The following is a 25,289-nucleotide window of genomic DNA, read 5'->3' as shown; positions in this document are numbered from 1 at the left end:
AGAAAGCGCTTTCTATCACCCCACAGTCGGCTTCTACCGCACAGGGAGCGCCCCATGAAACGCCGTTCGTTACGCAGAGCCACCCGCACCGGCCACTCCCCCGGTGGCCCGTCCCCCCTCATCGCTCTGACCTCTCTGCTGGCCCTGGTCCTCGCCCTGTTGGTGGCGGCGCCGCCCAGCGCGCAGGCGGCGGCGTCCTTCCGGGTGCTGGTCTACTCCGAGGTCACCAACTCCGATCACCCCTCGATCCCGGCCGGGATCGAGGCGGTGAAGAAGCTCGGGGCCGAGCACGACTTCGAGGTGGAGGCCACCGCCGACTCCTCGGTCTTCAACGACGAGGACCTCGGCCGGTTCCAGGCCGTCGTCTTCAACAACACCAACTCCACCCCGGAGACCGGCGACCTGCTCAACGCCGAGGAGCGGGCCGCGCTCCAGCGGTACGTCCGGGCGGGCGGCGGCTGGGTCGGACTGCACTCCGCGTCCGCCAGCGAGCGGGACTGGGAGTGGTACGAGGGCCTGGTCGGCGCGATCTTCGACCAGCACCCCGTCCCCCAGACCGGCCGGATCAAGGTCCTCGACCATGCGCACCCCTCGACCAAGCACCTGCCCGACCTCTGGGAACGCCAGGAGGAGTGGTACAACTGGCGCGCCAACCCCACGTCCAAGGTGCACACCCTCGCCCAGATCAAGGTGCGTGACGGTGTCGACGGGCTCGACGAGGGCGTGGACCACCCGTTCTCCTGGTGCCAGAACTACGACGGCGGCCGCTCCTGGTTCACGGCGGGCGGGCACGACAAGGCGTCCTTCCAGGAGGAGGGGTTCGTCAAGCACCTCCTCGGCGGCATCCAGTGGGCGGCCGGCGCGGCGGAGGGCGACTGCACCGCGACGCGCACCGGTTCGTTCCAGCGGACCCCGCTGGCCACGAGCGATCTGGCCGACCCGTTCGAACTGGCCGTCGCCCCCGACCGCCGGGTGTTCTTCGCCCAGCGGACCGGGAAGCTGAAGGTGATCGACCAGGAGACGATGAAGGTCTCCACCGCACTGGACTTCGCGTACACCCCGGAGATGACGAGTCAGTCGGACGGGCTGCTGGGCCTGACGCTCGACCCCGGGTTCGCGGAGAACAACTGGCTGTACCTGCTCTACTCCGACAAGGTCGAGAAGCGGCTGAACCTGTCCCGCTTCACCGCTGACGGCAATACCGTCGACCCGGCCTCCGAGAAAAGGCTGTTGACCGTTCCGACGCTGCGGGGCGAGGGCCGGGCCAACTCGCACATGGCCGGTTCGCTCGCCTTCGACAAGGACGGCCACCTGTACGCGGCGACCGGCGACAACACCGACCCGTTCGCCTCGGACGGATTCACGCCGATCGACGAGGGCGAGGGCCGACGCGCCTGGGACGCACAGGGCACCGCGGGCAACACCAACGACCTGCGGGGCAAGGTCCTCCGGATCACCCCCGAGGACGACGGGACATACTCCGTACCCGAGGGGAACCTCTTCGCCCCGGGTACGGAGAAGACGCGGTCCGAGATCTACGCGATGGGCATGCGCAATCCGTTCCGGATCACCACCGATCCGCTGAGCGGGGCCCTGATGGTCGCTGACTACGGCCCCGACGCCCGCGAGGCGGTGGCGGACCGGGGTCCGGAGGGCACCGTCGAGTACACCCGTATCACGGAGGCGGGCAACTTCGGCTGGCCGTACTGCGTCGGGAACAACACCCCGTTCAACGACTACGACTTCGCGGCCAAGAAGTCCGGCCCGAAGTTCGACTGCGGGGCCCTGGTGAACGACTCGCCGAACAACACCGGCCTGCGGGAGCTGCCGCCGGCCCAGCCCGCCACGGTCTGGTACGCCTACTCCGCCTCGGCCGAGTTCCCCGAGGTGGGCACCGGCGGCGGTGGCCCGATGGGCGGCCCGGTCTACGACTACGACCCGGACAACACCTATCGCACCAAGTTCCCGGAGTACTTCGAGGGGAAGTCGTTCAGCTACGAACTGACGCGGCGCTGGTTCAAGACGTTCTCGTTCCAGAGAGAGGACCAGACCTTCACCGATCCCCGCTTCGACCCCGTGAAAGCGGGGGACCTCCAGTCGATCAACGGCATCTTCGAGGACATGGAGTGGAACCAGCCCTTCGACGCGGACTTCGGCCCTGACGGAGCGATGTACGTCATCGACTTCGGCCTCGGCAGCGGCACCGGCCGGGGCGGCAGCAACGAGGGCGCGGGCATCTACCGGATCGACTACGTCGGCGACGGCCGGCTGCCCGACGCCAAGATCTCCGTCGACCGGGACAGCGGCGAGGCTCCGCTCGCGGTCACCTTCTCCAGCGAGGGATCGGGGCTGCCCGGCGACCAACCGGTCAGCTATGCCTGGGACTTCGACGGCGACGGCACCACGGACTCGACCGAGGCCAACCCCTCGCACACGTACACGGCCAAGGGGCTGCACACCGCACGGCTCACCGTGACCGGCCCCGACGAGCTGACGGCGCTCGCGGTGCAGGACATCACCGTGGGCAATACCCGGCCCGAGGTGACCATCCAACAACCCCCGGACGGAGGGATGTTCAGCTTCGGGGACACGATCCCCTTCACGGTGAAGGTGACCGACGCGGAGGACGACCAGAGCGGACCGATCGACTGCTCGCGGGTCGTGGTGCAGTCGCAGCTCGGCCACGACACCCATCTGCACCCGCTGGACAACTACACCGGCTGCGCGGGCGAGATCGTCACGGACGCCGGGGACAGTCACGGACCGGGGCAGAACCTCTACTACGGAATCACCGCCCAGTACGAGGACAAGGGCGCACCGGACGCACCCGCGTTGACCGGCTCCACCTCGCTGACCCTGCGCACCTCCTTCCGTGAGGCGGAGCACCGGACGACGACGGGCGGCGCGAACGGCGGTGCGGAGACCGGCAGTCGGGACGACGCGTCCGGCGGAAAGCGGCTGATCGAGATCGAGGACGGCGACTGGGTCGCCTTCGACCCGGTCAACCTCCAGAACGTCGACTCGGTGACGGTCGGCGCGTCGTCCGGCGGGCTCGGCGGCACGGTGGAATTCCGGTCCGGCTCCCCCACCGGCGAACTGCTGGGCTCGGTGAAGATCCCCAACACCGGCGGCTACGACAAGCTGGTCTCCCCGACGACGAACCTCAAGGATCCGGGCGGAACGACCACGCTGTACGCCGTCTTCACCAACCCGGACTGGAGTCCCGAGAAGGCCGATCTGCTCTCGGTCGACTGGCTGCACTTCAACGGTCCGGGCGTCGAGAAGAAGGCCGGGACCACGGTGGCCGTGAAGGCCCGACCCGGGTCCGGCACCGCGCCCCTCGCCGTGTCGCTGAGCAGCACGGTCAAGCCCGCGGAGGGCCGCACGATCGCCTCGTACCACTGGGACTTCGGCGACAACGTGAAGCCGTCCGGGCCCGAGGGCGCGACGGCGACGCACACCTACGACCGCAAGGGCGCCTACACCGCGCATCTGACGGTCACCGACGACAAGGGCGACACGAGCACCGGTGCCGTCCGTATCGATGTGAAGTGAGGAGTCCTGTGAGAACGCATCAGGTGAACGGAGCCCGAAGGGCCTTTCTCGGTACGGCGTTGGGGGCGGTGGCCGCCGTCGGGCTGGGCGCGGTCCCGGCCGCCGCGGCCGGGCGGCCGGGTTGCCGGCGTATCCCGCCGTCGGGGATCGGGATGCACCTCTACACCATGCGGACACCGCTCGCGGCGGACTTCGCGGGGACGCTGGAGCAGCTCGCGGAGATCGGGTACGCGACGGTCGGCGTCAGCGGCCGGCACGGCAACTCCCCTGCCGCGATACGGCAGATGCTGGACCGGACCCGGCTCAAGGCGGTGCTGGAGCACGTCGGCTACGACCTCGTGACCGGCTCGGGACTGCCGCAGGCGCTGGAGGACGTCCACACGCTGGGCGGCAAGTGGATCGTGGTGCCGAGCCTGCCGGGCTCGCTGCACTCACCGGACGGATACCGGGAGGTGGCACGGCAGTTCAACCGGGCGGGGCTGGCTGCCCGGGAGTCCGGGCTGAAGCTGCTCTACCACAATCACGGCAGCGACCATGAGGTGGTGGACGGCGTCAGTCTGTACGACATCCTGCTGAACGAGACCGATCCGGAGCTGGTCGGTTTCGAGCTGGACCTGTACTGGGCGGCCGACGGCGGTTCCTCCGACCCGGGCGAACTGTTCGTCCGGCACCGGAACCGCTTCCCCGCGCTCCATGTGAAGGACATGGCGCCGAACGGTGACTTCGCGGACGTCGGGTCGGGAATCCTGGACTTCCCGGCGATGTTCGACACCGCGCGGCAGGGCGGGGTGAAGCAGTGGCTGGTGGAGCACGACGCCCCGGCCGATCCGTTCGCCTCGGCGCGAGCCAGCTACCGCTATCTGTCCCGGCTGCGCTACTGAGCGACGGCAGGGAGGTCCGGCCCCGGGTGCGCGGTACGGCGCCCGGGGCCGGACCGCGTTCGGTGCCGGGCGGTAAAGGGCTCCCCCGCTCCGGGCGGTGAGCGTGTCGAGGACGACCAGCCGCGCGCCCTCCGACTCCCCGACTGCCCCGGCTCCCCCGGATCCTCCGGCTCCTCCGGCTCCCGTGAACGCGAGCGTGCCGGGCAGGAGGCCTGCCCGGCACGTACCCCTTCCTTCTCGCCCCTCAATCCCCTCAGTCCTGCGCGGACACCGCCCCCAGCAGGTCGCGGATGTGCGCCGCCGCGGCCCGGAACTCCGGGCGGCCCAGCGTTTCGCTGTAGTCGCGCTCCGCGGGCAGGCCCACCTCGATGATCTCCGTGACGGTGCCGGGACGCGGGCTCATCACCACGACCCGGTCCGCCAGGTAGACGGCCTCCGAGATGGAGTGGGTGACGAGCAGGACCGTGGTGCCGGTGCTCCGCCAGATCCGGTTCAGCTCGGTGTTCATCTGCTCGCGGGTGAGGGCGTCGAGCGCGCCGAACGGCTCGTCCATCAGGAGGACCGGCGGCTCGTGCAGCAACGCACGGCAGAGCGCGACGCGTTGCTGCATGCCGCCGGAGAGCTCGTGCGGGTAGGCGTCCTCGAATCCGGTCAGTCCTGTCATCCGGATCAGCTCGTCGGCCCGGCCGCGCGCCTGGGCCGGCTCCATACGGCGGATCTCGGCCTGGAGCAGGATGTTGCGCAGCGCCGACCGCCATTCCAGCAGGGCCGCACGCTGGAAGACGTAACCGATGTCGTGCCGGGGCCCGGTGACGCGCTCGCCGCCGAGCAGGACGTCCCCCGAGGAGGCGGTGAGCAGACCGGCCACCAGTTTGAGGAGGGTGGACTTGCCGCACCCCGACGGTCCGACGATGGCGACGAACTCGCCCGGCGCCACGTCCAGGGACACATCGCTGAGCGCGGTGACATCGCGCTTCTTGCTGCGGAACCGGACCGCCACGTCCGCGAGCCGGACCCCGGCCGCCGGGCCTGCCCCGGTGGCGGACGGGGCGCGCGGCGTCGTCTGCTGTTCCGGCATCGTCATCCCTTCAGCGCCGTGTCGGTGTCCCAGTACTCGCCCACGGCCTTCGGCGAGGTGACCATGCCGGCCTCGGCGAACACGTCGATGGTCTGCTGCCAGTCCGCCTCGGTGTTGACGCCGGGCGCCTTGCCCTCGGTCGCCGCCGTGTGCAGCAGGGTCAGCGTCGTCGCGAACTGCTCGGACAGCACGGTCTTCGGCGGCAGCTGCTCGGATGCCCCCTCCATCGCCGCGACGGCCGGCTCGGGCGCCTTAGCGGCGGCCGCCCAGGCCTCGCTGACCGCCTTCACCATGCGCTGCGACACCTCCGGCTTCGAGCTGAGGATCTTCTGTCCGGCGAGCAGCCCGTTGGAGTAGAAGTTCAGGCCGTGCTCGGAGAAGCGGAGGTAGGAGACCGGCTTCTTGGCCTTGTCCTGCATGGTGGGACCCTGGTCGCTCGCGTAGCCGAGCAGCCCGTCGGTCTTCCCCGAGATCACCGCGGCGATCTTGCCCGCCGGGTCGGTGTTCTGGACGGTGACGTCCGATTCGCCGAGGCCGTTCTTCTTCAGGAAGATCGGGAAGGTCTTGGACAGCGCGTCCCCGGCCGTCCCGGCGATCGTCCGCCCCTTCAGGTCGGCGGGCCCTTCGATGCCCTTCGCGTCGAAGGACTGCACGGAGGCCGGAGTGGTCTGGAGGAAGACGCCGAGGCTCTTCACCTTCACACCCTGGTCGACGCCCGCGAGCAGGGCCGGGGTGTCGGCCCAGCCGAAGTCGGTCTGCCCGGCGGCCGTCGCCTGGACCGTCTTCTGGGAGCCCTGGCCCGCCCGGATGTCCAGGTCGATGCCGTGCTTCTCGAAGATCTTCTGCTGTTTGCCGTAGTAGAACGGCGCGTGTTCGCCGTACGGATACCAGTTGAGCGTCAGCGTGACCTTGTCCAGCTTCTTGCCGGAGTCACTGGTGCTGGTCGACGCGTCCTCGCCGCCGCAGGCGGTGGCGGCCACCAGGGCGAGGGGTACGACACCGATCAGGAGTCTGCGCGCATGCATGGGCTGGCCCTTCTCGCAACGGGGATTCAGAACGTGGTGGTAGCCGAGGACTCCCGGCGGCTGGCGTGCCACGGCAGGAGCAGCTTCTCGGCGATCTCGACGACGACGAAGAGCACGACGCCGATCAGCGACATCACCAGAAGCCCCGCGAAGAGCATCGGGGTGTCGAGGTTGCCGTTGGCCTGGAGGATGACGTAGCCGAGCCCCTCGTTCGCCCCGACGAACTCCCCGACGACCGCGCCGGTCACCGCGAGGGTGACGGCCACCTTCAGTCCGGAGAACAGGTGCGGAAGAGACGCGGGGAACCGGATCTTCACGAAGGTCTGCCAGGGCTTCGCCCCCATGGTGGCGGACAGTTGGAGCATCTCCGGGTCCACGGCCTTGAGCCCGGTGACCATCGAGATCACCACCGGGAAGAAGGCGATGAGCACGGCGATCAGGATCTTGGGGGCGATGCCGAACCCGAGCCACACCACGAACAGCGGGGCGATGGCGATCTTCGGCACGACCTGGGCGAAGAGCAGGATCGGGTAGAGCGTGCGCTCCACCGTCGAGGAGTAGACCATCACGACCGCGGCGAGCACACCGACGGCGACCGCGATGACGAAGCCGAGAAGCGTCTCGTACGTCGTCACCCAGGTGTGCTGCCAGAGGTACCCGGTCTTCGAGGTCAGGACGTCGAGCGTCGCACCGGGCGACGGCACGAGATAGGGCTCGATCAGCTCGGCGGCCGCGATCGCCCACCAGACCACCAGGGCGACCAGCAGCAGGGCGACGGGCCGCCAGCTCTGCTCCGCCGCGCGGGCGAGCCGCTCCCCGGTCGTGGGGCCGTCCCTGCGAGCGACCCCTGCCACATCGGCGGGGCGCTTGGCCAAAGCGCTCTGGCTCACGGTGAACTCCCTGGTACTTCGCGGGTAGTTGTGGAGAGCTGGGCAATGCTGCGATGCTGCGGACCCGTACCGTGAAGGCGCTTTCAGAAAGCGCTTTCTGGTAAGGTGCCGCCACGCTAATGACTGCTCCCTCGCACGGTCAAGAGGTCGTCCCGAAGTTTCGGGGCCCTGCCACCACCGCACCCCTGGGGGTCGAGTTGAGTGAACGGGAAACACCGGTCCACCCCGATACGCGACGACGGGCCCCCGCCGCCCATGTGACGCTGGACGCGGTGGCGCGCGAGGCGGGCGTCTCGCTCGCCACCGCGTCCCGTGCGCTCAACGGCACCACCCGGGTCCGCGACGATCTGCGCGGCCGGGTCCGCGCGGCCGCCGACCTCCTCGGCTACATCCCCAACGCCCACGCCCAGGCCCTCGCGAGCCCCGAGGGCAACCGTACGGTGGGTCTGATCTGCCACGACGTCGGCGACCCCTATTTCGCGGGCATCGCCGGCGGGGTGATGCGCGCGGCCGCCGAGCAGGACCTGCTGGTGATGCTCGCCTCCACCTTCCGCGAACCGGCCCGGGAGATCGCGTACGTCTCGATGCTGCGGGCCCAGCGGGCGCGGGCGATCCTGCTGATCGGCTCCGGCTTCCAGGACCGGGCCTGGGAGCGGGCGATGGACGCGGAGCTGGATCCGTACGTCCGGGCGGGCGGGCGGGTCGCGGTGGTCAGCCGGCACCGGAGCATGCGGGTGGACACCGTGCAGCCGGAGAACCGGGCCGGGGCGGCGGCGCTCGCGGCCTCGCTGGTGGCGCTGGGGCACCGGGACTTCGCGGTGCTCAGCGGGCCCCCCGAACTGACCACGGTGGCCGACCGGTTGGCGGGGTTCCGCGAGGGGCTCGCCGGGGCGGGGATCACCCTGGAGCGGGTGGTGCGGGGCGCGTTCACCCGCGAGGGCGGGCACGCGGCGACACGGCAGCTGCTGGCCGCCGGGGGGCCACGGCCGACCTGTCTGTTCGCGGTGACCGATGTGATGGCCGTCGGCGCGCTCGCCGCGCTGCGGGAGGCCGGCGTTCGCGTCCCCGAGGACATGTCGCTGGCGGGGTTCGACGACATCCCCGTCGTACGGGAGGTGTCACCGCCGCTGACCACGGTGGCGCTGCCGCTCACGGAGATGGGCGAGCAGGTGATCGCCCTCGCCCTGCGGACACCGTCGGGGGCGGGGCGCTCCCGGGTGCTGCGGATCGAGGGGAATGTGGTCCTGCGGGGCAGCACCGGCGCCCCGCCCGGGAGTTGAGAAACGCACCGCCGGCGCAGGGGCGCGTCAGAGGGGGTGGGGGTCCTCCCGGTGGTCGATCTGGCGGACGAGTTCATGGGCGAGCGACTTGATGGTGTCGAGCCCGGCCCGCCCCCAGGGGCGCGGCACGGTGTCGACGGCGCAGACGGTGCCCAGCGCGACGCCGGTGCGGTCGATCAGCGGCGCCCCGAGGTAGGAGCGGATGCCTATGTCGTCCACCACCGGATTGCCCGCGAAGCGCGGGTAGTCGCACACGTCGTCCAGGACGAGGGCCTTGCGCCGTACGAGGACGTGCGGGCAGTAGCCGTGGTCGCGGGCCATGTACCGGCTGCTGCGATGGCTGCCCGCCGCGGCCGAACCGAGGTCCTGGCCACCGCGGTTGCCCGTCGGAGTGTGCAGCCCCGCGAAGAACTGCCGGTTCTCGTCGATGAAGTTGACCATCGAGAAGGGGGTGGCGGTGACTTCGGCCACCTTGTCGGCGAAGGCGTCGAAGTCGTCGAAGGAGGCGTCGGGGCGTTCGCCGAGATCCAGCTTGCGCAGCCGCTGTGCGCGGGCCGGGCCGTGCCGGTCGGTGGGCGTCAGGAGCATCCGGCCGGTGGCGAAGGATGTCACGGGTGGGCTCCGAAGGTCTGCAGTGGGGCGGGCGCCGTGGTGGCGTTGATGAGGTGTTGTACGAGCGTGACGAGGGCGCCGGTGCCGGAGCTGGCGATCCGGGCGTCGCACAGGACGACGGGCACCTCGGGTCCGAGGTCGAGCGCGGCGCGGACCTCGTCCGGCTCGTAGCGGTAGGCGCCGTCGAACTCGTTGACGGCGACGATGAATCCGATGCCGCGGCGTTCGAAGAAGTCGACCGCGCCGAAGCACTCGGCGAGGCGGCGGGTGTCGGCCAGCACGACGGCTCCGAGCGCGCCCTGGGAGAGCTCGTCCCACATGAACCAGAAGCGCTCCTGGCCCGGCGTGCCGAACAGATAGAGCACGTGCTGCTCGGAGAGGGTGATGCGGCCGAAGTCCATGGCGACCGTGGTGGCCGTCTTGGACTCGACGCCCTCCAGGTTGTCCGTCCCCACACTGACCTGGGTGAGCAGTTCCTCCGTGCTCAGCGGGGCGATCTCGCTGACGGCGCCCACGAACGTCGTCTTGCCGACGCCGAATCCGCCGGCGACCAGGACCTTGAGGGCGACGGGAAAGAACTCGGAGGTTCCGGTGCGGTCAGAGCTGTCGTCGTAAACCATCGAGCACTGCCTCCAGCAGGGATCGGTCGGTGGGCATGTCTTGGAAGGCGGGAGCGTGCGCGGTGACCGCGCCGCAGGCGACCAGGTCGGAGAGGATGACCTTGGCGACGACCGCGGGCAGCCGGAGGTGTGCGGCGATCTCGGCGACGGACATCGGCCCTTCGCACATTCCGAGGGCCACGGTGTGTTCCGGACCGAGCGGGATGTCCGGCTCGATGCCCGTGGCCATGATCAGGGAGAGCAGGTCGAACGCGGTGGACGGCCGGGTGCGGCCGTTGCTGATCGTGTACGGGCGGATCAGCCGGCCGGCCGCGTCGTCGAGCAGGGGCCCGTCCTGCGGGGCCGGCATGCTCAGAGCCCCGGAGTGAACGGCGCCCCGGCCGGCTGCCGCAGCGGGGTCGTCAGATAGGGGCGGACGCTCTTGACCAGCATCGCCATCTCGTAGCCGAGCACCGCGGCGTCCGCCTCGCGCCCGGAGAGGACGGCGAGACAGGTGCCGGATCCGGCGGTGGAGACGAACAGGAGCGTGGAGTCCAGTTCGACGACCACCTGCCGGACGTCCCCGTTGTCCCCGAAGCGGGCCCCGGCGCTGCGGCCCAGCGAGTACAGGCCGGCGGCCAGGGCGGCCATGTGGTCGGCGCTGTCGGGATCCATGCCGTGCACGGATTTCACCAGCCCGTCGGCGGAGAGCAGGACCGCGCTGCGCGTGTACGGCACGCGTTGGACCAGTCCGCTCAGCAGCCAGTCCAGGTCCGAGACCTGACCGGACGGCATGTCGCTCGTCATGGTGTCTACTCCTTGAAGGTGGTGTCTTTTCGGGGTTCCGGGACGGCCTGACCCGGCAGGAAGAGATCGGGCGGATACGCGTCGGGCGGGTAGCTGTCCGGTACGGGCAGGCCGCCCGCGGGCAGGGCGTGGTCCGGCCGCGGCTCCCGGGCCGGGGCGGGACGGTCGGGCGGGGCGGTGGCTCCTCCGCGTACCGGAAGGGGCGAGAGGGACTCCAGGGGGGCGTCCAGCGCGGTCTGCCCGCCGGGGACCGGGCCACCGGGGACCGCGTATCCGCCGTCGGGGCCCTCCTCCTGGGCGGTCCGGGCCTCGGCGAGGTCGACGCCGCGCCGGAAGGCCGCCATGAGACCCGGGTCGTGCAGGGCGTGCTCGTCCTCGACGCGCGGGACGGGTGCTTCCCGCAGCTGCGGTACGAGGTGCTCCTGGTTCGTCCGCTTGGGCAGGACGGGACGGGAGGGGGGCGGGGCCGGGCTCTCCTCGCGCTCGCGGGCGGCCGGTGCGGGCAGGTCGACGCGCTCGGGAGAGGAGGCGGGCGGTGTGGGGCGGTCGATGCGCTCGGCGCGCAGCGGAAGGGGCGGGGCCCCGTCCGCCGGCGGCTGCGGGCGGCCGTTCCGCGGGTGGCCGGGCATCGGGTGCGCGCCGCCCGTGGACGCCTGGGCCTGAACCGCCGGCCCGGTCGTTCCGCTCTGCTGCGCGGGGGCGGGGGTCCCGGCCTCGACGGGGGGCCGGTGCACGGCGCCGGGGGGCGGCACGGGCACGGCGTCGGACGACGGCGGGGCGTCGGGGTCGGTGCCGAGCAGCGACTGCGGGAGGACCAGCACCGCCTGCGTACCGCCGTAGATGTTGCTCTGGAGGCGGACGGCGATGCCGTGGCGGCGGGCCAGGGCCGAGACGACGAACAGGCCGATCCGGCCGTCCTGGAGCAGGTGGGCGACGTTGACCTGGTCGGGGTCGGAGAGCAGGGCGTTCATCCGCTTCTGCTCGTGGTCGGGCATCCCCAGGCCGCGGTCCTCGACCTCCAGGGCGAGCCCGGCGGTGACGTGCTGGACGCGCAGCAGCACCTGGGTGTGCGGGGCGGAGAACACCGTGGCGTTCTCGACCAGCTCGGCCAGCAGGTGGATCACGTCGGCGACGGCGTGGCCGCGCAGGGTGCCGTCCATCGGCGGGACCAGCTTGACCCGGGGGTACTGCTCGACCTCGGCGATGGCCGAGCGGAGCACCTCGGTCATGGTGACCGGGTTGCTCCACTGCCGCCTGGACACGGCCCCGCCGAGGACGGCGAGGTTCTCCGCGTGGCGGCGGATCCGGGTGGCGAGGTGGTCGACGTGGAAGAGGCCCTTGAGGAGGTCGGGGTCCTCGACCTCGTGCTCCAGCTCGTCGAGGATCTGGATCTCGCGGTGGACGAGGGATTGCAGCCGTCGCGCGAGGTTGACGAAGACCTCGACCTTCTGTTCGTTGCCGGTGCTGCTGAAGAGCTGGGACGCCTGGACGACGGCGGCGACGGCGGCTTCCTGGGCCCGCGCCATCTCCTGCCCGAGCAGGTCGAAGGCGTCGGCCCCGGGCGGGGGTGGCTGCGCGGGCCGCCGCTCGGCGACGGCTTCCCCGCCGCGGAGCTGTTCCACCACCCGTTGCAGTTCGGCCTGGCCCTGGGCGCTGGCGCGGCGGAGCGCGAGGGCCCGGTCGAGCACCTGGCCGGCGACGCGGTTGGCGCCGAGGTAGGCGGCGGCGACGGCGGCGACGGCCAGGGCGCCGGATCCACCGAGCGCGGCCCAGAGGCTGGGCGAGGAGCCGACGGCTCCGGCGCGGACGGTGAAGATGACGGCCGCGGCGCCGCTGAGCACAGCGGCGACGGCCGGGAGCAGCGCGGTCCGCAGCAGCTGGGGGCGGATGCGGGCGTCGAGGGAAGGCTGTGCGGCGCGCGGCCTGCTCGTGGCCGAGTGGGCGCGCGTGCCGGGGCGGCCGTGCCGCCCGCCCTCACGGCGGTCCGGTCGCGCGTCGGGTGCGCGAAGTTGAGACATCAGCGTCCTCGGTACAGGGGGCACCGGGGATCGGCGGTCGTGCCGGCGTCCATGAGGTGGCCCCTACGGTGGTCGGTCAGGCTCGGGTCATCGGTCGGGCAGGCCCGAAAGTTATGAGCCCACCGTTGATCACCGGGCACACACGGTAGTCGTCAATGACGTATGCGCGACGGGCAGTTGTCGAACTTGCCCGCCATCCGTCCCACTCTGGTATGACCTCTCGCACGCGCGCCCGATTACACCGCCTTGACCCCGAATCGTTCCCCGCCATCGGCGGCTGCCCGCATGCTGGACACTTCGCGCGCGCCGGGCCCGCCCAACCGGTGTCGAATCCGGGTTTACCCGCAGGTAGGGCACCGCCCGAAGGGGCACGAAGGCGGCCGGTTACCATATGAGCGCCGCCTAGCTCGAAAGATAAACTTGTGACTGTCAATGACGACTCGTTCACCAACTGGATGCACCGCGAGGAGATCGCGGAGTCGATGATCCCGATCATCGGGAAGCTGCACCGCGAGCAGGACGTCAACGTCCTGCTGCACAGCCGCTCCCTGGTGAACAAGTCGGTGGTCAGCATCCTCAAGACCCACCGCTTCGCCCGGCAGATCGCCGGTGAGGAACTCTCGGTCACCGAGACGATGCCGTTCCTGCGGGCCCTGACGACGCTCGACCTCGGCCCCTCCCAGATCGACATAGGCATGCTGGCCGCGACGTACCGGGCCGGCGGGCACGGACTCTCGGTCGAGGAGTTCACCGCCGAGGCCGTCGCCGGGGCGACGGGCGCCAACAAGATCGAGCGCCGCGAATCGCGTGACGTCGTGCTGTACGGCTTCGGCCGCATCGGCCGGCTCCTGGCCCGGCTGCTCATCGAGAAGGCCGGCTCGGGCAACGGCCTGCGCCTGCGGGCCATCGTCGTCCGCAAGGGCTCCGGCCAGGACATCGTCAAGCGCGCCTCGCTGCTGCGGCGCGACTCCATCCATGGCCAGTTCCAGGGCACGATCACCGTCGACGAGGCGAACAGCAAGATCATCGCCAACGGCAACGAGATCAAGGTGATCTACTCCGACGACCCGACGACGGTCGACTACACGGCGTACGGCATCAAGGACGCCATCCTGATCGACAACACCGGCCGGTGGCGCGACCGCGAGGGCCTCTCCAAGCACCTCCAAGCGGGCATCGCCAAGGTCGTGCTCACCGCGCCGGGCAAGGGCGACGTCCCGAACATCGTGCACGGCGTCAACCACGACACGGTCAAGCCGGACGAGCGGATCCTGTCCTGCGCGTCCTGCACGACCAACGCGATCGTGCCGCCGCTGAAGGCGATGGCGGACGAGTACGGCGTTCTGCGCGGGCATGTGGAGACGGTCCACTCCTACACCAACGACCAGAACCTGCTGGACAATTACCACGACTCGGACCGTCGCGGCCGTTCGGCGGCGCTCAACATGGTCATCACCGAGACCGGGGCCGCCTCGGCCGTGGCGAAGGCGCTGCCCGAGCTCGACGCGCCGATCACCGGCAGTTCGATCCGCGTCCCGGTGCCGGACGTCTCGATCGCGATCCTCAGCCTGCGGCTGGAGCGCGAGACCACCCGCGAGGAGGTCCTCGACTACCTCCGCAACGTGTCGCTGGCCTCGCCGCTCAAGCGGCAGATCGACTTCATCAGCGCGCCCGACGCGGTCTCCAGCGACTTCATCGGCTCGCGCCACGCCTCGATCGTCGACGCGGGCGCCACCAAGGTCGACGGCGACAACGCGATCCTCTACCTCTGGTACGACAACGAGTTCGGCTACTCGTGCCAGGTGATCCGGGTCGTCCAGCACGTTTCCGGGGTGGAGTACCCGACCTACCCGGCCCCGGCGGTCTGACCCCGGCGCGCTCGTCCGGTACGTCGCCCGGTGCCCGGCAGGTCCTCCTGCCGGGCACCGGGCGTCTCTCCTGACCTACATCCGGCGCGGAACGTCCGCCGGTTCCAGCCGTTCGGTCGGGCCGCCGAAGTCGAGGAACAGGGCCCGCGCGGCGAGGAGCCACCGGCCCTCGACCACCCGGAACGTGTCCTCGTAGTGCCCGACCTGCGTGGGAGGGCGCGGCGGCACCATGCCGCCGGTGTGACCGTCGACGCGGTACGTCGTGAAGTACGTGCTCGCGGTCGCCGTCGAGGCGGACGTCGGGGTCACCAGGATGTTGGTGCACAGCCGGCGCGAGAGCCGGTCGGCGGGGCGGCCCCCGAAGTAGGCGCGCAGGGCGTCCCGGCCCTCGATCCTCCGGTCCCCCTCGGCCCACTCCCAGATCCCGTCGGGGGTGAACAGCTCGGCCACCGTGCCCGGTTCACCGAGGTCGAGCCTGTGGACGAACTCGACGACCAGCCGCTCGCAGGCTCGCTCGGCGATCAGACGGTCCAGGGGATCCAGCGCGTCGGTGTCCATCGCCCCTTCCTACCAACCCGCCCCAAGGCCGAACGACTTGTTTTCCGACGCCCCCGAACGACGCGTCACACGGCGTCGGCGTCCAGCCCCGTCAGGAGGGCCGAGGCGTCCCACAGCGCCCGCGCCATGGTGGCGTCCTGGGCTCGCCGCGACTTCCGGGCGGGTGCGGGGGCGCCCCGGGTCTCGCCCAGGCGGGCGGGGCCGTAGTAGGAGCCGCCCGGGGCGTCCGGCAGCGTCGCCGCGTACAGAACGGGCAGCGCCCCCACGGAGGCGGGCTGGGTGTACAGGCGCGAGGTCCGCTCCAGCTTCGCGGCCCAGTTCCGCCCGGCCAGACGCGGCCCCGCCTGCCCCAACTCCGTTGCGGACAGGCCGGGATGGGCCGCCACCGCGACCAGGTCCCGGCCGGCGGCGCGGGCCCGCCGGTCCAGCTCTCCGGTGAACAGCAGGTTGGCGAGCTTGGACTGGCCGTAGGCCCGCCACTTGCTGTACGCGCGCTCGGCATTGAGGTCGTCGAGGTCGATGTGGCCGATGCGGTGTCCGATTGAGGAGAGGGTCACCACGCGCGCCGGGCCCCGGACTCCGAGGACGGGCAGCAGTCCGATCGTCAGGGCGAAATGGCCCAGGTGGTTGGTGCCGAACTGCATCTCGAACCCGTCCGCCGTACGGAGTGGGGGCAGGGCCATCACTCCGGCGTTGTTCACCAGGAGGTCGAGCCGCCCGTCGACCTCCTTCGCGATGGCCTCCGCCGCCTCGGCCACACTGCTCAGATCGGCCAGATCCAGGCGGACGAGCCGCGCGTCCGCGCCGGGGGCGGCGCGGCGGACGGCGTCCACGGCGCGCCGGCCGCGCTCCGGGTCCCGGCAGGCGAGGACGGTACGGGCCCCCGAACGGGCCAGGACAAGAGCGGTCACCGCGCCGATGCCGCTGTTGGCACCGGTGACCACGGCGGTGGTGCCGCTGAGGTCGGGCATGTCGTGAAGATTCCAGGAGTGCATGGGACACGCCTCCCCCGTGCGGACGCCGCCACACGCGGAAAGCCCGCCGGGACGGCCCCGCGCAGGCGGACGCCACGGCGTGGGCCGGACGACCGGGGCTCAGACCTGGCCGAGGTCCGAGCTGACCCAGCGCTCGGGCCGCAGGGTGATCACCACCTGCTCGCCGTGGTTCTCCCAGGCGAAGTCCACGTAACCGGCGACCTTCTCGGCCGGGAGGTAGCGCGCCGAGACCTCCTCCAGATCCGCGCGCGTGGCGGGCCGGGTGTCGACGACGGGCCCCTCGACGGACACGTACCGGATGGTCGGCTCCAGCCGGTCGACCAGCAGCGTGAACCGGCCCGCGGCCTCGATCAGTCCGGCTTTGCGCGAGGTGCGGCCGGTGAGGATGCGCACCTCGCCGCCCGGCGCGTACTGGTACCAGATGGGCACGCTGAGCGGGGCCCGGTCGCTGCCCGGCGACGCGACGGCCAGGGCGGCGACATGGGGTTCGGCGAGGAACTGTTCGCGCTCTTCACGGGTGAGTGCCACGGCATGCTCCTTCGTACGGGGTTCGGGGGAGGCTGCCCCAGTGTGCCCCGCGGGCCGGGCGTGTCTCCCGGCACCGACGCCGGAGCGGGCGGCGTGTCGTACGAGGTTCCCTCGGCCCACCGCAGGGGGACCTGAGGGCCGTCCCCTCCCCGTCGGGCCCGGCGGGGAGGGGACGGCCCTCAGGTCAGGCGGCGCTCGATGCGTTCTCGGCCCGTCGTACGACCGCCGCTCCGCGCAGGGCGACGACGCACCAGAGGGCCACCACCAGCAGTCCGACCGCTGCCAGGCCCCCGACTTCCAGGGGCTCCGGACGCCAGCCGAGGGAGAGACGCGTGCCGATCAGGATGAGACCGATGGCGGCCTTCTCCGGGGAGTAGACCGGAACCCTGGCCGCCACGCACCGCAGCACGGCGGCCAGCACCAGGCCGATCACGGCCCAGGCGGTCAGATAGGGCCACAGCGCTCCCGGAGCGGCGGGCGGCATGCCGTACTCCTCGGGGCCGATCCGGAACAGGGCACCCACCCATCCCAGCGCCACCCCGGCGGCGGTGACGGCCGCCACCCACAGCGCATGGCGCCACAGCGGGCCGGGACGCACGCTCTCGTCCTCGTCAGAGGGGTCGACAGGGTTCGAGGACTCAGGAAGATCCATCACGCCCGATGAGACGCGCGCCGGGCGCCGATCGTTGCGTCCCGGGCGGGGTCGGAAGCACATCGCGGGCCCGCAGCCACCGCGGGACAGCCCTTAGGCTCCCGGGCATGAGCAAGGGTCATGACGACGAGCCGATATTCATCCGCTCTAAATGGGGAACGAATCGCTATGTCTACAACTCGAACAATCCGATCGGCGTAGGCCTCATCATCGGATCGCTGCTGTTCGCCGCCGGAGGTCTCTACTACCTCTTCGCGAGTTCCGCCTGGAGCGAGGGCGAGTTGCGCGACGCGGTCCACGCGGCTGTCCGGGACATCGAGTCGGAGCCGCACACCTTCAGCTCGTGGACCGGCGGTTACGACAGCCTGATCCGCGACGCGGTGGAGGAGAGCGGCGAAGGCCCCTCGTCCGGCGGCGGGGTGTACGTGGACGACGCGAACGATCCCTACGACAAGGACGCGGACCGCTCCGTCGACCGGTTCGAGGTCACCGCGAAGGACGTCGACGCCACGTTCTGTCTGAGCGTGTCGCCGCCGGAGCCCGAGGCGGCGACGGAGAGCGTCACGGTCACCCTCTCCGTCACCGTCGAGGAGGGCCGCTGCTGAGCCCGGCCGACGGGCCGCCGCCGCCATGAGCCCGGACGCGATCGTGTGCTCCGCGGTGTCCCGGCCGGGCCGAGCCGCGATGCGGCCGCCGCCGGGCGGACCGGCGGCGGCCCCGTGCCGTGGGTCCCGCTCGCGGTCAGCGCTCCCCGGCGAGGTCGAGATCGCCCCGTGCCGCCGGTGCGGGGCCGGGACCGGGGGCGGTCGGCTCCTCCGTGAGGCGCCACGGGCGGGCGAGCGACGTGGACAGCGGCCGCCACCACGGCTCCACGGGCAGGGCTCCGGCCGGCTCGAACGGTTCGCCCGGCCGGGGGAACGCCACCGACTGCCCGGCCGCCTCGCCCGCGTCCTTGGTCCACTCGCCCGGCTCGGCCCAGGCGTGGGGCGCCAGGTTGAAGGTGCCCCAGTGGATCGGCAGGAGCACACCGTGCGGGCGGCCGCCCTGGAGGTCCAGGTGCGCGCGCATGCCCTCGGCGGGGGTCATGTGGATGTCCGGCCAGTACTCCGAGTACGCACCGATCTGGATCATGGTGGCGTCGAAGGGGCCGTGCTCGGCCCCGATGTCGCGGAAGCCGGGGAAATAGCCGGTGTCCCCGCTGTGGTAGATCCGGTGCTCCGGGCCCACGACGGCCCACGACGCCCAGAGGGTGTGCTGCTGGTTGCGCAGCCCGCGACCGCAGAAGTGACGGGCGGGAGTGGCCGTGAGGCTGATGCCGGCGACGGTCGCGGTCTCGTTCCAGTCGAGCTCGTGCATCCGGTCGGCGGGGACGCCCCAGCGCTCCAGATGGGCCCCGACGCCGAGCGGCACGGCGAAGACGGTGTCGGTGCCGGCCAGGGCGCGGATCGTCGGCAGGTCGAGGTGGTCGTAGTGGTCGTGGGAGATCACGACCACGTCGACGGGTCCGAGCGCGGCCAGCGACAGCGGAGTGGGGTGCAGGCGCTTGGGCCCGGCGAACGGGAACGGGGAACAGCGCTCGCCCCAGACCGGGTCGAACAGGATCCGTCGGCCGTCGATCTCCGCCAGCACGCTGGAATGGCCCATCCAGGTCAGCCGGAGACCGGAGGCGGGCGGTGCGGCCAGATCGGCGAGGGTCGTCGGGTGGACCGGGATGGTGCCCCGCGGCGTCCGGCGGGCCCGCTGTTCCTTCTGGAAGTAGATCTTGGCGAACTCGACGGTGGACCCGGAGGGCCTGGTCCGGGCGCCCACCGGGTTCTGGAACACCCCGTCGACGAAATGGGGCGAGCGGCGGATGCGCTCCATCCGCGCTCCGGCCGGATCGGCCCCGAAGGACTCGGTGCGCATCGAGCGCAGTTTCGTACGGAGCGGAAGCAAGTAGTCAGCGCCGGTCACAACATCTCCTGAGGGAGTCGGTGTCGTCTCATTATGGTCGTGCTGTACGACAGGGCGACCAGTGGATGCTGAACGGGGCAGCCGATCGGGCCAGTGGCGGCGTCAGCCACGCCGCTGCCCGTAGACGTGGTCGATGCGCAGGGTGAGGAGCACCCTGCGGTCCTCGACCATGGCCCGCCGGTAGTCGTCCCAGTCGGGGTGCTCGCCCTTGACGTCCCGGTAGAGGGTGATGAGGGCTTCCACGGTGGCGTCGTCGGGCGCCGCGGCGGGCGGGGTGAGCTCGGCGGTCGCGTCGACGACGGTCCAGGCCCAGCGGTCGTCGCTGGTGACGTGGTAGCTCGCCCGGGGGTCGCGGCGCAGGTTGCGGGTCTTGGCCCGGCCCTCGGTGATCGAGACGCGGATCGCCCGTTCCTCGGGGTAGTAGGCGTGATTGACGTTGGACAGCTGGGGCCGTCCGTCCTGCTTCAGAGTGACCAGAACACCGCCGTCGTGCTCGCCGACGAGGCGGAGCAGCGCTTCCTGTGCCGGTTCGATTCGCGTCATGCAGAATCCAACGTCCGGGCCGGTCCGAGGATTCCGGATCATCGCGCCCGCCCGGTCACGGCGGGCGGCCGCCCGCCATCGCTGACCTGGCGTGTTGGTTAAGGTGGCTCGGTGGCAAGAGTCCGGTTGAACGTTGCGGAGCGGCGTGAGGAGCTGCTGCGCGCGGCGGTGGAGCAGATCGAGGTCCGCGGGGTCTCCTCCGTGCGGATCGCCGATGTGGCCTCGGTGCTGGGCGTGAGCAACGCACTCGTGCTCTACCACTTCTCGACCAAGGAGAAGCTGGTCGCGGCGGCGTTCGCGTACGCGGCGGAGGCCGACCTCGCCCATCTCCGCAGGCTGCTGGCCCGGCGCACCACCGCCGTGCGCCGGCTGCGGGCGGCCGTGCGGTGGTATGCGCCGACCGGACAGGCCAAGGGCTGGCGGCTGTGGATCGAGGGCTGGGCGGTCTCCCTGCGCGACCCCGTCCTGCGTGAGGTCGCGGGCGATCTGGACCAGCGGTGGAAGGCGGAGTTGGCCCAGGTCATCGAGGAGGGCGCCGCCGCCGGGGAGTTCCGGTGCGAGGATCCCCGGTCGGCGGCCTGGCGGCTGACGGCCCTGCTGGACGGGATGGCGGTGCAGACGACCTCGTACGCGGGTCCGCTCTCCCGGTCCACCATGCTGCGGTGGACCGACGAGGCGCTCGCCCGCGAGCTGGGCATCGGCCTCGCGGCCCTGACCGGCTCGTCGGCCGTGGACTGACCGGCCGACGACTGACCGCCCGGCCCTCAGGTCTGGCGCACCGGTGCGTAGGCCGTCCCCTCCAGTCCGAACGTCCAGGCGACCCCGTCCTTCGCGGTCCGGGTGGCGGGCGGCACCCGCAGCCAGTAGGTACGGTGCGTGCCGTCCGGCTCGGGGGTGGAGTTGACCACCTCGACCATCACCACGTCCTCGTCGCCGTCGAGCGCGATGCGCCAGAGGATGCCCGTCTCGTCGCGGTGGACGGGCTCGGCTCCCGACTCGGTGAGATACCGGTCGTAGCCGTAGTACTCCAGCATCACGCGGCGCAGCTCCGCGTTCTCCTCGGCGCGGATCCGCTCGGGCGTGAGGGAGGCCAGCTCGGCCAGGAACGCGCCGGGAACCGGCATGCCGCGCCAGGCGTGCAGGGCGAACCCGTCCCCGTAGGCAAGGGCCGGTCCCTCGCCGTGGTCGAGCCGGCCCGCCTCGTCGCGGTGGAGGACGTCGGGCCGCTCGCTGATGACCACGGCGTTCTCGTAGGGCCACCACCAGCCGGCGTTGCGGGCCACCTCCGCGAGACCCGTCAGCCGGTCGCCCCGCCCGTCGAAGGCGGCGAGCCAGGCGGCGTCGTGCTGGCCGAGGACGGCGTCCAGGAGCACCAGCCGCACGCTCCCCTCGTCCTCGGGCCGGGGCGCCAGGTCGGCGACGACGCCGGTCCGTATCCGCTCGGCGAGCGCGGCCGTCGTCTCCCAGAGCTGGGCTCCGGTGGCGGACCAGAGCGCCGACCAGCCCGCCGGGCCCAGCTCGTCGTACATCCGGCGGCGTTCCTCGGCCCACGGGCGGGTGCGGACCTCCTCGCGCACCGACCGTCCGGCGTCGGCCAGCTTCTCCACCGTCTCGACGGCGGCCCGGGGCGATGCGGCCCAGATGATCCGGTCCGGCTCGGCCAGGCCTGCGGTGCGGTAGGCGCGCCGCACACCGGCCTCGGCCGCCGCCCGGTCCGCCCGGCCGGTCGCCGCCGCCACGCTCCGCCAGGATGTCGCGTCACTCATCGATTGTCCCCGTCCCCTGCTCTGCTCTGATCTGCTCTGCTCGGTCTGCATGTCCGTGTTCGATCTGGCCGGCTGCGGTCAGTCCGCGACGATGCGGATCGCGCCGGGGGCGTACTCCCGCTGGCGCACGACGCGGAACCAGCCCTTGGGGAGCGGGATCACCGCGTGCTCCTCGTGCACCACCCGCCCGCCCTCGGGGAGATGGAGCAGCATCGGGCCGAACGGACCCGCTTCCCGGATCAGCCGGCCGGGGCCCTGCACGGCGTGCGCGTGGCCGGTGACCTCACCCAGGGCGAGCACCAGCCGCCCCCGCCCGTCGCGCAGTTCGCCCGGAGCCTCCAGGAAGGGGGCGGGCACCGCCGACTCCTCCAGCTCCATGATCAGTACATCGCCCTGCCGGTACACAGATGTCTCCCCTCGTCGCGGCACCCGCTGTGCCGACCCTGCGAAAAACGCTACGGGCAGGGTCTGACAACGGCCCCCGGCGGCGGCCGTGGAGGGGTCCCGGCCGCGGCGTTGTCAGTGCGGCTTGATAAACCTTGCGGACATCAGCAGTCCCCAGGATCAGGAGCTCAGGGCCATGTACGGTGCGCAGCATCTGCACGAGTTCGGCGGCCTTCCGGCCGTCGACTTCCAGAACACGACCGACGAGGGCTCCCGGCCCGCCGCGGACGCCGTGGCCTGGCGCGTCTCCGTCGATCCGTACGGAGGCGACGACGGCCGGGAGCGGCCCTGGGAAGAGGAGTTCGCCGACTTCCTGGGCACGGTCGACCCGGCCGGGGTCCGCGCCCTGATCATCGGCCAGTGGGGCGAGGCGTACGAGGAGAACTCCTCCGTGCCGATCGGCCTGGTGATCGCCGCAGCCGACCGGCTGACCTCGCTGGAGGCGGTGTTCATCGGGGACCTGGAGGCGGAGCAGGCCGAGATCACCTGGATCGAACAGTCGGATGTGACGGCGCTGCTGGGAGCCTTCCCCGCGCTGACGGAGTTGGGGGTGCGCGGCGGCACGGACCTGCTGTTCCCGCCGACGAAGCACGAGCGGCTGCGGTCGCTGACGATCCAGGCGGGCGGACTGCCCGTCGAGGTGGTGCGCGGTGTGCTGGACAGTGAACTGCCCGCGCTGGAGCGGCTGGACCTCTGGCTCGGGGTGTCCGCCTACGAGGGGAACACCGACGTCACCGACCTCGCTCCGCTGCTCTCCGGCACCCGTTTCCCCCGGCTGTACCACCTGGGCCTGCGCAACAGCGAGGTGCAGAACGAGATCGCCGCGGCCATAGCCTCGGCTCCGGTCGTCGCCCAGCTGCGGGTTCTCGACCTGTCGAACGGGACGCTGGGGGACGAGGGGGCGGCCGCGCTGCTCGAAGGCCAGCCGCTGACCCATCTGGAGGCCCTCGACCTCCACCATCACTTCCTCACCGGGGCGATGGAGGAGCGGGTGCGTTCCGCCCTGGAGCCGCACGGGGTGCGGGTCGACCTCTCCGAGAAGAGCGAGCCCTGGGGCGACGGGGGCGCCGAGGGCCGTTACACCGCCGTCTCGGAGTAGGGCGTCATGACGTACATCGACATCGAGCATTTCGACGACTTCCACGGGCTGCCGGTCCACACCGGGGCATTGTCGTCCGGGGCCCTGCCGGCCGCCGACAGCGTGGCCTGGCGGCTGGAGTGCGACTCCGACGAGGAGAGGGACTTCGCCGCCCTGTGGCGGCAGTTCCTGGACACGGTCGACACGGCCGGGGTCCGGGCTCTCGTCATTGGGCCCTGGTGGCATGAGGACTACACGCCGTTCGGCCCGGTGATGGACCTGATCGTCGCCGATGCGGACCGCTTCCCGGCGCTGCGCGCGCTGTTCCTCGCCGATGTGGTGAGCGAGGAATGCGAGGTGTCCTGGCTGCGCATGTGCGACATCACCCCGGTGCTCGAAGCGCTCCCGCTGCTGGAGGAGTTCGGCGTGCGCGGCTGCGGCCACGAGGGGCTGGGGCTGCGCCCGCTGCGCCATCCGGCGCTGAAGTCGCTGCGCCTGGAGTCCGGCGGTCTGCCCGGCGAGGTGGTGCGGGCGGTCGCCGCGAGCGAACTGCCCGCGCTGGAGCGGCTGGACCTGTGGTTCGGCAGCTCGTGGTACGGGGGCGATGCCACCGTCGAGGACATCCGGCCGGTCCTGTCGGGCGGCGTGTTCCCCCGGCTGCGCCATCTGGGTCTGCAGAACAGCGAGCTGCAGGACGAGATCGCCACCGCCGTGGCCTCCGCCCCCGTCGTCGCCCAGCTGGAGACCCTGGCGCTGTCGATGGGCACCCTGAGCGACCCGGGCGGCGAGGCCCTGCTCAACGGGCAGCCCCTGAACCACCTGTCCACGCTCGACCTGCGCCACCACTACCTCTCCGATCCGATGCTGGACCGCATCAGGACCGCCTGCGCCCCGGCCCGGGTCGAGGGCGGCGAGGCCGAGGAGGACTACGCGGACCCGGACGACGAACCGGAGCGCTATGTCGCGGTCAGTGAGTAGCCCCGGGAGCGGCCCGGTGCCGCGTTTCGCGGTCGTCGGCAATCCGGAGAACCGCCGGGTCGCCTTCTTCCAGGAGGCCGTGCGCTCCGCCGGTCTGCCGGCGGCCCGGGTCGTGCCCTGGCTCCAGGTGCTGCGCGGCGAGGCAGCGTTCGGTTCCGGCGAGAGCGTGCGGATCGATTCGCCCGGCGAGGACGCCGAGGTGGAGCGGCTGCTGCGCGGGGTCGACGACCCGACCCGGGTGGAGGGCTCCGCCCGGTGGTACGCGGGCTTCACCGCGGCGGTGGCCGCGGTGGCGGACGCGGCGTCGGCCGCCGGAGCCGAGGTGCTGGGCTCCCCCGGTGACATCGCCGTGCTCTTCGACAAGCGGCTGTGCCACGGGCTTCTCGACGGCGCGGGGGTTCCCGTGCCCGCCTCGCCGACGTCCGGCCCGGGGGCGGCCCCGGTGCGCGGCTGGTCCGACGTGCGGGAGTTGCTGCGCGAGCACCGGATGCCCCGGGCGTTCGTGAAGCTCGCGCACGGCTCCTCCGCCTCCGGGGTGCTGGCGGTGGAGACGGCCGGTCCCGGCCGGGTCCGGGCGAGCACCTCGGTGGAACGGGACGCGCAGGGGCGGCTGTTCAACTCGCTGCGGGTCCGGCGCTACACCTCGGAACGGGAGGTCGGCGCGGTCGTGGACGCGCTGGCCCCGGACGGGCTGCACATCGAGCGCTGGCTGCCGAAGGCGTCCCAGCGGGGGCGGGCGGCGGATCTGCGGATCGTGGTGGTCGGCGGCCGGGCGACGCACGCCGTGGTGCGGACGAGCACGAGCCCCATGACCAATCTGCATCTCGGCGGCGCGCGCGGAGACCTCGACGAGGTCCGGGCCGCCGTGGCGGCGGCGGGCGGCTGCTGGCGCGAGGCGCTGGCGATGTGCGAGCGGACCGCGGCCTGCTTCCCCGGGACGCCCTGTGTGGGCGTCGATCTGCTGCCCACGGCCGGCTGGCGGCGTTTCGCCGTCGGCGAGGTCAACGCCTTCGGCGACCTGCTGCCCGGACTGACCGGTCTGTCGGGCAGCGGCGCCGAGGGCCTGGACACCTATGCGGCGCAGGTCGCCGCCGTACTGGACCGAGCAAGGAACCACCGTGCCGTCACCGCTTCCTGACCCTCCCGCGCCCCCCGAGTCCTCGGGGTCCGGCAGGCCCGAT

Annotated in this window: 25 protein-coding genes; 9 read left to right on the top strand and 16 right to left on the bottom strand. The window is 71.8% G+C overall.

What is annotated here, in order from left to right; translation table 11 throughout:
* Positions 1-54: 54 nt before the first annotated feature.
* Together ACH4UK_RS15765 and ACH4UK_RS15760 are read left to right on the top strand one after the other, a co-directional pair.
* The gene (locus tag ACH4UK_RS15765; protein ID WP_398356616.1) at positions 55-3,555 is read left to right on the top strand and encodes a ThuA domain-containing protein; all 3,501 of its coding nucleotides are present in this window, start codon (positions 55-57) and stop codon (positions 3,553-3,555) included.
* Positions 3,556-3,707: 152 nt separating this feature from the next.
* Positions 3,708-4,436 (top strand): sugar phosphate isomerase/epimerase family protein, encoded by a 729-nt coding sequence (locus ACH4UK_RS15760; RefSeq protein ID WP_398356615.1) that lies wholly within the window; start codon positions 3,708-3,710, stop codon positions 4,434-4,436.
* A 253-nt stretch (positions 4,437-4,689) separates the two neighbouring features.
* Here the strand turns inward: ACH4UK_RS15760 and ACH4UK_RS15755 are convergent, their stop codons facing one another.
* The 3 genes from ACH4UK_RS15755 to ACH4UK_RS15745 are packed head-to-tail and all read right to left on the bottom strand — an operon-like array spanning position 4,690 to position 7,429.
* The gene (locus tag ACH4UK_RS15755) at positions 4,690-5,520 is read right to left on the bottom strand and encodes an ABC transporter ATP-binding protein (protein ID WP_398356614.1); all 831 of its coding nucleotides are present in this window, start codon (positions 5,518-5,520) and stop codon (positions 4,690-4,692) included.
* Positions 5,517-6,539 carry an ABC transporter substrate-binding protein gene (locus ACH4UK_RS15750; RefSeq protein ID WP_398356613.1) on the bottom strand — a complete coding sequence of 341 codons (1,023 nt, stop codon included), beginning with the start codon at positions 6,537-6,539 and terminating at the stop codon, positions 5,517-5,519. Before ACH4UK_RS15750 ends, ACH4UK_RS15755 begins: the two co-directional genes overlap by 4 nt.
* 26 nt (positions 6,540-6,565) lie before the next feature.
* Positions 6,566-7,429 (bottom strand): ABC transporter permease, encoded by an 864-nt coding sequence (locus tag ACH4UK_RS15745; RefSeq protein ID WP_398356612.1) that lies wholly within the window; start codon positions 7,427-7,429, stop codon positions 6,566-6,568.
* Positions 7,430-7,686: 257 nt separating this feature from the next.
* On the opposite strand from ACH4UK_RS15745, the gene ACH4UK_RS15740 reads away from it, so the two are divergent.
* On the top strand, positions 7,687-8,709 hold the full coding sequence (locus ACH4UK_RS15740; RefSeq protein WP_398356992.1) for a LacI family DNA-binding transcriptional regulator: 1,023 nt from the start codon (positions 7,687-7,689) through the stop codon (positions 8,707-8,709).
* A gap of 27 nt (positions 8,710-8,736) precedes the next feature.
* On the opposite strand, the gene ACH4UK_RS15735 is transcribed toward ACH4UK_RS15740, so the two are convergent.
* From ACH4UK_RS15735 to ACH4UK_RS15715, 5 genes are read right to left on the bottom strand one after another with little or no spacing between them, the layout of a single operon-like run.
* Positions 8,737-9,321: a GAF domain-containing protein gene (locus tag ACH4UK_RS15735; protein WP_398356611.1), complete on the bottom strand. Its 585-nt coding sequence runs from the start codon at positions 9,319-9,321 to the stop codon at positions 8,737-8,739.
* Entirely contained in the window at positions 9,318-9,941 is a 624-nt protein-coding gene (locus ACH4UK_RS15730; protein ID WP_398356610.1) for a GTP-binding protein, read from the bottom strand. The genes ACH4UK_RS15735 and ACH4UK_RS15730 overlap by 4 nt, the downstream gene beginning before the upstream one ends.
* The gene (locus ACH4UK_RS15725; RefSeq protein ID WP_018955444.1) at positions 9,919-10,290 is read right to left on the bottom strand and encodes a DUF742 domain-containing protein; all 372 of its coding nucleotides are present in this window, start codon (positions 10,288-10,290) and stop codon (positions 9,919-9,921) included. The genes ACH4UK_RS15730 and ACH4UK_RS15725 overlap by 23 nt, the downstream gene beginning before the upstream one ends.
* Before the next feature lie 2 nt (positions 10,291-10,292).
* Positions 10,293-10,727: a roadblock/LC7 domain-containing protein gene (locus tag ACH4UK_RS15720; protein ID WP_398356609.1), complete on the bottom strand. Its 435-nt coding sequence runs from the start codon at positions 10,725-10,727 to the stop codon at positions 10,293-10,295.
* Positions 10,728-10,732: 5 nt separating this feature from the next.
* Entirely contained in the window at positions 10,733-12,745 is a 2,013-nt protein-coding gene (locus tag ACH4UK_RS15715) for an ATP-binding protein (protein ID WP_398356608.1), read from the bottom strand.
* A 422-nt stretch (positions 12,746-13,167) separates the two neighbouring features.
* On the opposite strand from ACH4UK_RS15715, the gene ACH4UK_RS15710 reads away from it, so the two are divergent.
* Positions 13,168-14,613, top strand: coding sequence for a glyceraldehyde-3-phosphate dehydrogenase (locus ACH4UK_RS15710; protein ID WP_398356607.1), 1,446 nt, complete (start codon positions 13,168-13,170; stop codon positions 14,611-14,613).
* 75 nt (positions 14,614-14,688) lie between these two features.
* Here the strand turns inward: ACH4UK_RS15710 and ACH4UK_RS15705 are convergent, their stop codons facing one another.
* The 4 genes from ACH4UK_RS15705 to ACH4UK_RS15690 form a co-directional block, all read right to left on the bottom strand.
* Positions 14,689-15,171: a nuclear transport factor 2 family protein gene (locus tag ACH4UK_RS15705; RefSeq protein WP_398356606.1), complete on the bottom strand. Its 483-nt coding sequence runs from the start codon at positions 15,169-15,171 to the stop codon at positions 14,689-14,691.
* Between the two features lie 65 nt (positions 15,172-15,236).
* Positions 15,237-16,166, bottom strand: coding sequence for an oxidoreductase (locus ACH4UK_RS15700; RefSeq protein ID WP_398356605.1), 930 nt, complete (start codon positions 16,164-16,166; stop codon positions 15,237-15,239).
* A gap of 99 nt (positions 16,167-16,265) precedes the next feature.
* Positions 16,266-16,694: a pyridoxamine 5'-phosphate oxidase family protein gene (locus tag ACH4UK_RS15695; RefSeq protein WP_398356604.1), complete on the bottom strand. Its 429-nt coding sequence runs from the start codon at positions 16,692-16,694 to the stop codon at positions 16,266-16,268.
* 184 nt (positions 16,695-16,878) lie between these two features.
* Entirely contained in the window at positions 16,879-17,346 is a 468-nt protein-coding gene (locus ACH4UK_RS15690) for a hypothetical protein (RefSeq protein ID WP_398356603.1), read from the bottom strand.
* Positions 17,347-17,453: 107 nt separating this feature from the next.
* Between ACH4UK_RS15690 and ACH4UK_RS15685 the strand changes: the two genes are divergently transcribed.
* Positions 17,454-17,951: a hypothetical protein gene (locus ACH4UK_RS15685; RefSeq protein ID WP_398356602.1), complete on the top strand. Its 498-nt coding sequence runs from the start codon at positions 17,454-17,456 to the stop codon at positions 17,949-17,951.
* A 136-nt stretch (positions 17,952-18,087) separates the two neighbouring features.
* On the opposite strand, the gene ACH4UK_RS15680 is transcribed toward ACH4UK_RS15685, so the two are convergent.
* Both ACH4UK_RS15680 and ACH4UK_RS15675 read right to left on the bottom strand, forming a co-directional pair.
* On the bottom strand, positions 18,088-19,299 hold the full coding sequence (locus ACH4UK_RS15680) for an MBL fold metallo-hydrolase (protein WP_398356601.1): 1,212 nt from the start codon (positions 19,297-19,299) through the stop codon (positions 18,088-18,090).
* 102 nt (positions 19,300-19,401) lie between these two features.
* Complete coding sequence (locus tag ACH4UK_RS15675) at positions 19,402-19,842, bottom strand: PPOX class F420-dependent oxidoreductase (RefSeq protein ID WP_398356600.1); 441 nt, start codon at positions 19,840-19,842, stop codon at positions 19,402-19,404.
* Positions 19,843-19,953: 111 nt separating this feature from the next.
* Here ACH4UK_RS15675 and ACH4UK_RS15670 point away from each other — a divergent pair, with 111 nt between their 5' ends.
* Complete coding sequence (locus ACH4UK_RS15670; RefSeq protein WP_398356599.1) at positions 19,954-20,580, top strand: TetR/AcrR family transcriptional regulator; 627 nt, start codon at positions 19,954-19,956, stop codon at positions 20,578-20,580.
* Positions 20,581-20,606: 26 nt separating this feature from the next.
* On the opposite strand, the gene ACH4UK_RS15665 is transcribed toward ACH4UK_RS15670, so the two are convergent.
* Both ACH4UK_RS15665 and ACH4UK_RS15660 read right to left on the bottom strand, forming a co-directional pair.
* Positions 20,607-21,608: a DUF6745 domain-containing protein gene (locus ACH4UK_RS15665; RefSeq protein WP_398356598.1), complete on the bottom strand. Its 1,002-nt coding sequence runs from the start codon at positions 21,606-21,608 to the stop codon at positions 20,607-20,609.
* 78 nt (positions 21,609-21,686) lie between these two features.
* Positions 21,687-22,013 (bottom strand): hypothetical protein, encoded by a 327-nt coding sequence (locus ACH4UK_RS15660; RefSeq protein WP_371627120.1) that lies wholly within the window; start codon positions 22,011-22,013, stop codon positions 21,687-21,689.
* A 175-nt stretch (positions 22,014-22,188) separates the two neighbouring features.
* Between ACH4UK_RS15660 and ACH4UK_RS15655 the strand changes: the two genes are divergently transcribed.
* Genes ACH4UK_RS15655 through ACH4UK_RS15645 form a run of 3 tightly spaced genes read left to right on the top strand, consistent with a single transcriptional unit; the run spans position 22,189 to position 25,246 of the window.
* Positions 22,189-23,151: an STM4015 family protein gene (locus ACH4UK_RS15655; protein WP_398356597.1), complete on the top strand. Its 963-nt coding sequence runs from the start codon at positions 22,189-22,191 to the stop codon at positions 23,149-23,151.
* A 6-nt stretch (positions 23,152-23,157) separates the two neighbouring features.
* Positions 23,158-24,108: an STM4015 family protein gene (locus tag ACH4UK_RS15650; RefSeq protein WP_398356596.1), complete on the top strand. Its 951-nt coding sequence runs from the start codon at positions 23,158-23,160 to the stop codon at positions 24,106-24,108.
* Positions 24,089-25,246 carry an STM4014 family protein gene (locus ACH4UK_RS15645; RefSeq protein WP_398356595.1) on the top strand — a complete coding sequence of 386 codons (1,158 nt, stop codon included), beginning with the start codon at positions 24,089-24,091 and terminating at the stop codon, positions 25,244-25,246. Before ACH4UK_RS15650 ends, ACH4UK_RS15645 begins: the two co-directional genes overlap by 20 nt.
* The last annotated feature ends 43 nt before the right edge of the window (positions 25,247-25,289 follow it).

It is taken from the genome of Streptomyces sp. NPDC020884 (assembly GCF_044333935.1).
Lineage (GTDB): Bacteria > Actinomycetota > Actinomycetes > Streptomycetales > Streptomycetaceae > Streptomyces.
This window is presented reverse-complemented; position numbering and strand designations above follow the sequence as displayed.

Coding starts and splice junctions, on each gene's coding strand:
- ACH4UK_RS15765 (WP_398356616.1), top strand. CDS start 55: ATGAAACGCCGTTCGTTACGCAGAGCCACCCGCACCGGCCACTCCCCC.
- ACH4UK_RS15760 (WP_398356615.1), top strand. CDS start 3,708: ATGCACCTCTACACCATGCGGACACCGCTCGCGGCGGACTTCGCGGGG.
- ACH4UK_RS15755 (WP_398356614.1), bottom strand. CDS start 5,520: ATGACGATGCCGGAACAGCAGACGACGCCGCGCGCCCCGTCCGCCACC.
- ACH4UK_RS15750 (WP_398356613.1), bottom strand. CDS start 6,539: ATGCATGCGCGCAGACTCCTGATCGGTGTCGTACCCCTCGCCCTGGTG.
- ACH4UK_RS15730 (WP_398356610.1), bottom strand. CDS start 9,941: ATGGTTTACGACGACAGCTCTGACCGCACCGGAACCTCCGAGTTCTTT.
- ACH4UK_RS15725 (WP_018955444.1), bottom strand. CDS start 10,290: ATGCCGGCCCCGCAGGACGGGCCCCTGCTCGACGACGCGGCCGGCCGG.
- ACH4UK_RS15720 (WP_398356609.1), bottom strand. CDS start 10,727: ATGACGAGCGACATGCCGTCCGGTCAGGTCTCGGACCTGGACTGGCTG.
- ACH4UK_RS15715 (WP_398356608.1), bottom strand. CDS start 12,745: ATGTCTCAACTTCGCGCACCCGACGCGCGACCGGACCGCCGTGAGGGC.
- ACH4UK_RS15705 (WP_398356606.1), bottom strand. CDS start 15,171: ATGGACACCGACGCGCTGGATCCCCTGGACCGTCTGATCGCCGAGCGA.
- ACH4UK_RS15700 (WP_398356605.1), bottom strand. CDS start 16,166: ATGCACTCCTGGAATCTTCACGACATGCCCGACCTCAGCGGCACCACC.
- ACH4UK_RS15690 (WP_398356603.1), bottom strand. CDS start 17,346: ATGGATCTTCCTGAGTCCTCGAACCCTGTCGACCCCTCTGACGAGGAC.
- ACH4UK_RS15685 (WP_398356602.1), top strand. CDS start 17,454: ATGAGCAAGGGTCATGACGACGAGCCGATATTCATCCGCTCTAAATGG.
- ACH4UK_RS15675 (WP_398356600.1), bottom strand. CDS start 19,842: ATGACGCGAATCGAACCGGCACAGGAAGCGCTGCTCCGCCTCGTCGGC.
- ACH4UK_RS15665 (WP_398356598.1), bottom strand. CDS start 21,608: ATGAGTGACGCGACATCCTGGCGGAGCGTGGCGGCGGCGACCGGCCGG.
- ACH4UK_RS15655 (WP_398356597.1), top strand. CDS start 22,189: ATGTACGGTGCGCAGCATCTGCACGAGTTCGGCGGCCTTCCGGCCGTC.
- ACH4UK_RS15650 (WP_398356596.1), top strand. CDS start 23,158: ATGACGTACATCGACATCGAGCATTTCGACGACTTCCACGGGCTGCCG.
- ACH4UK_RS15645 (WP_398356595.1), top strand. CDS start 24,089: ATGTCGCGGTCAGTGAGTAGCCCCGGGAGCGGCCCGGTGCCGCGTTTC.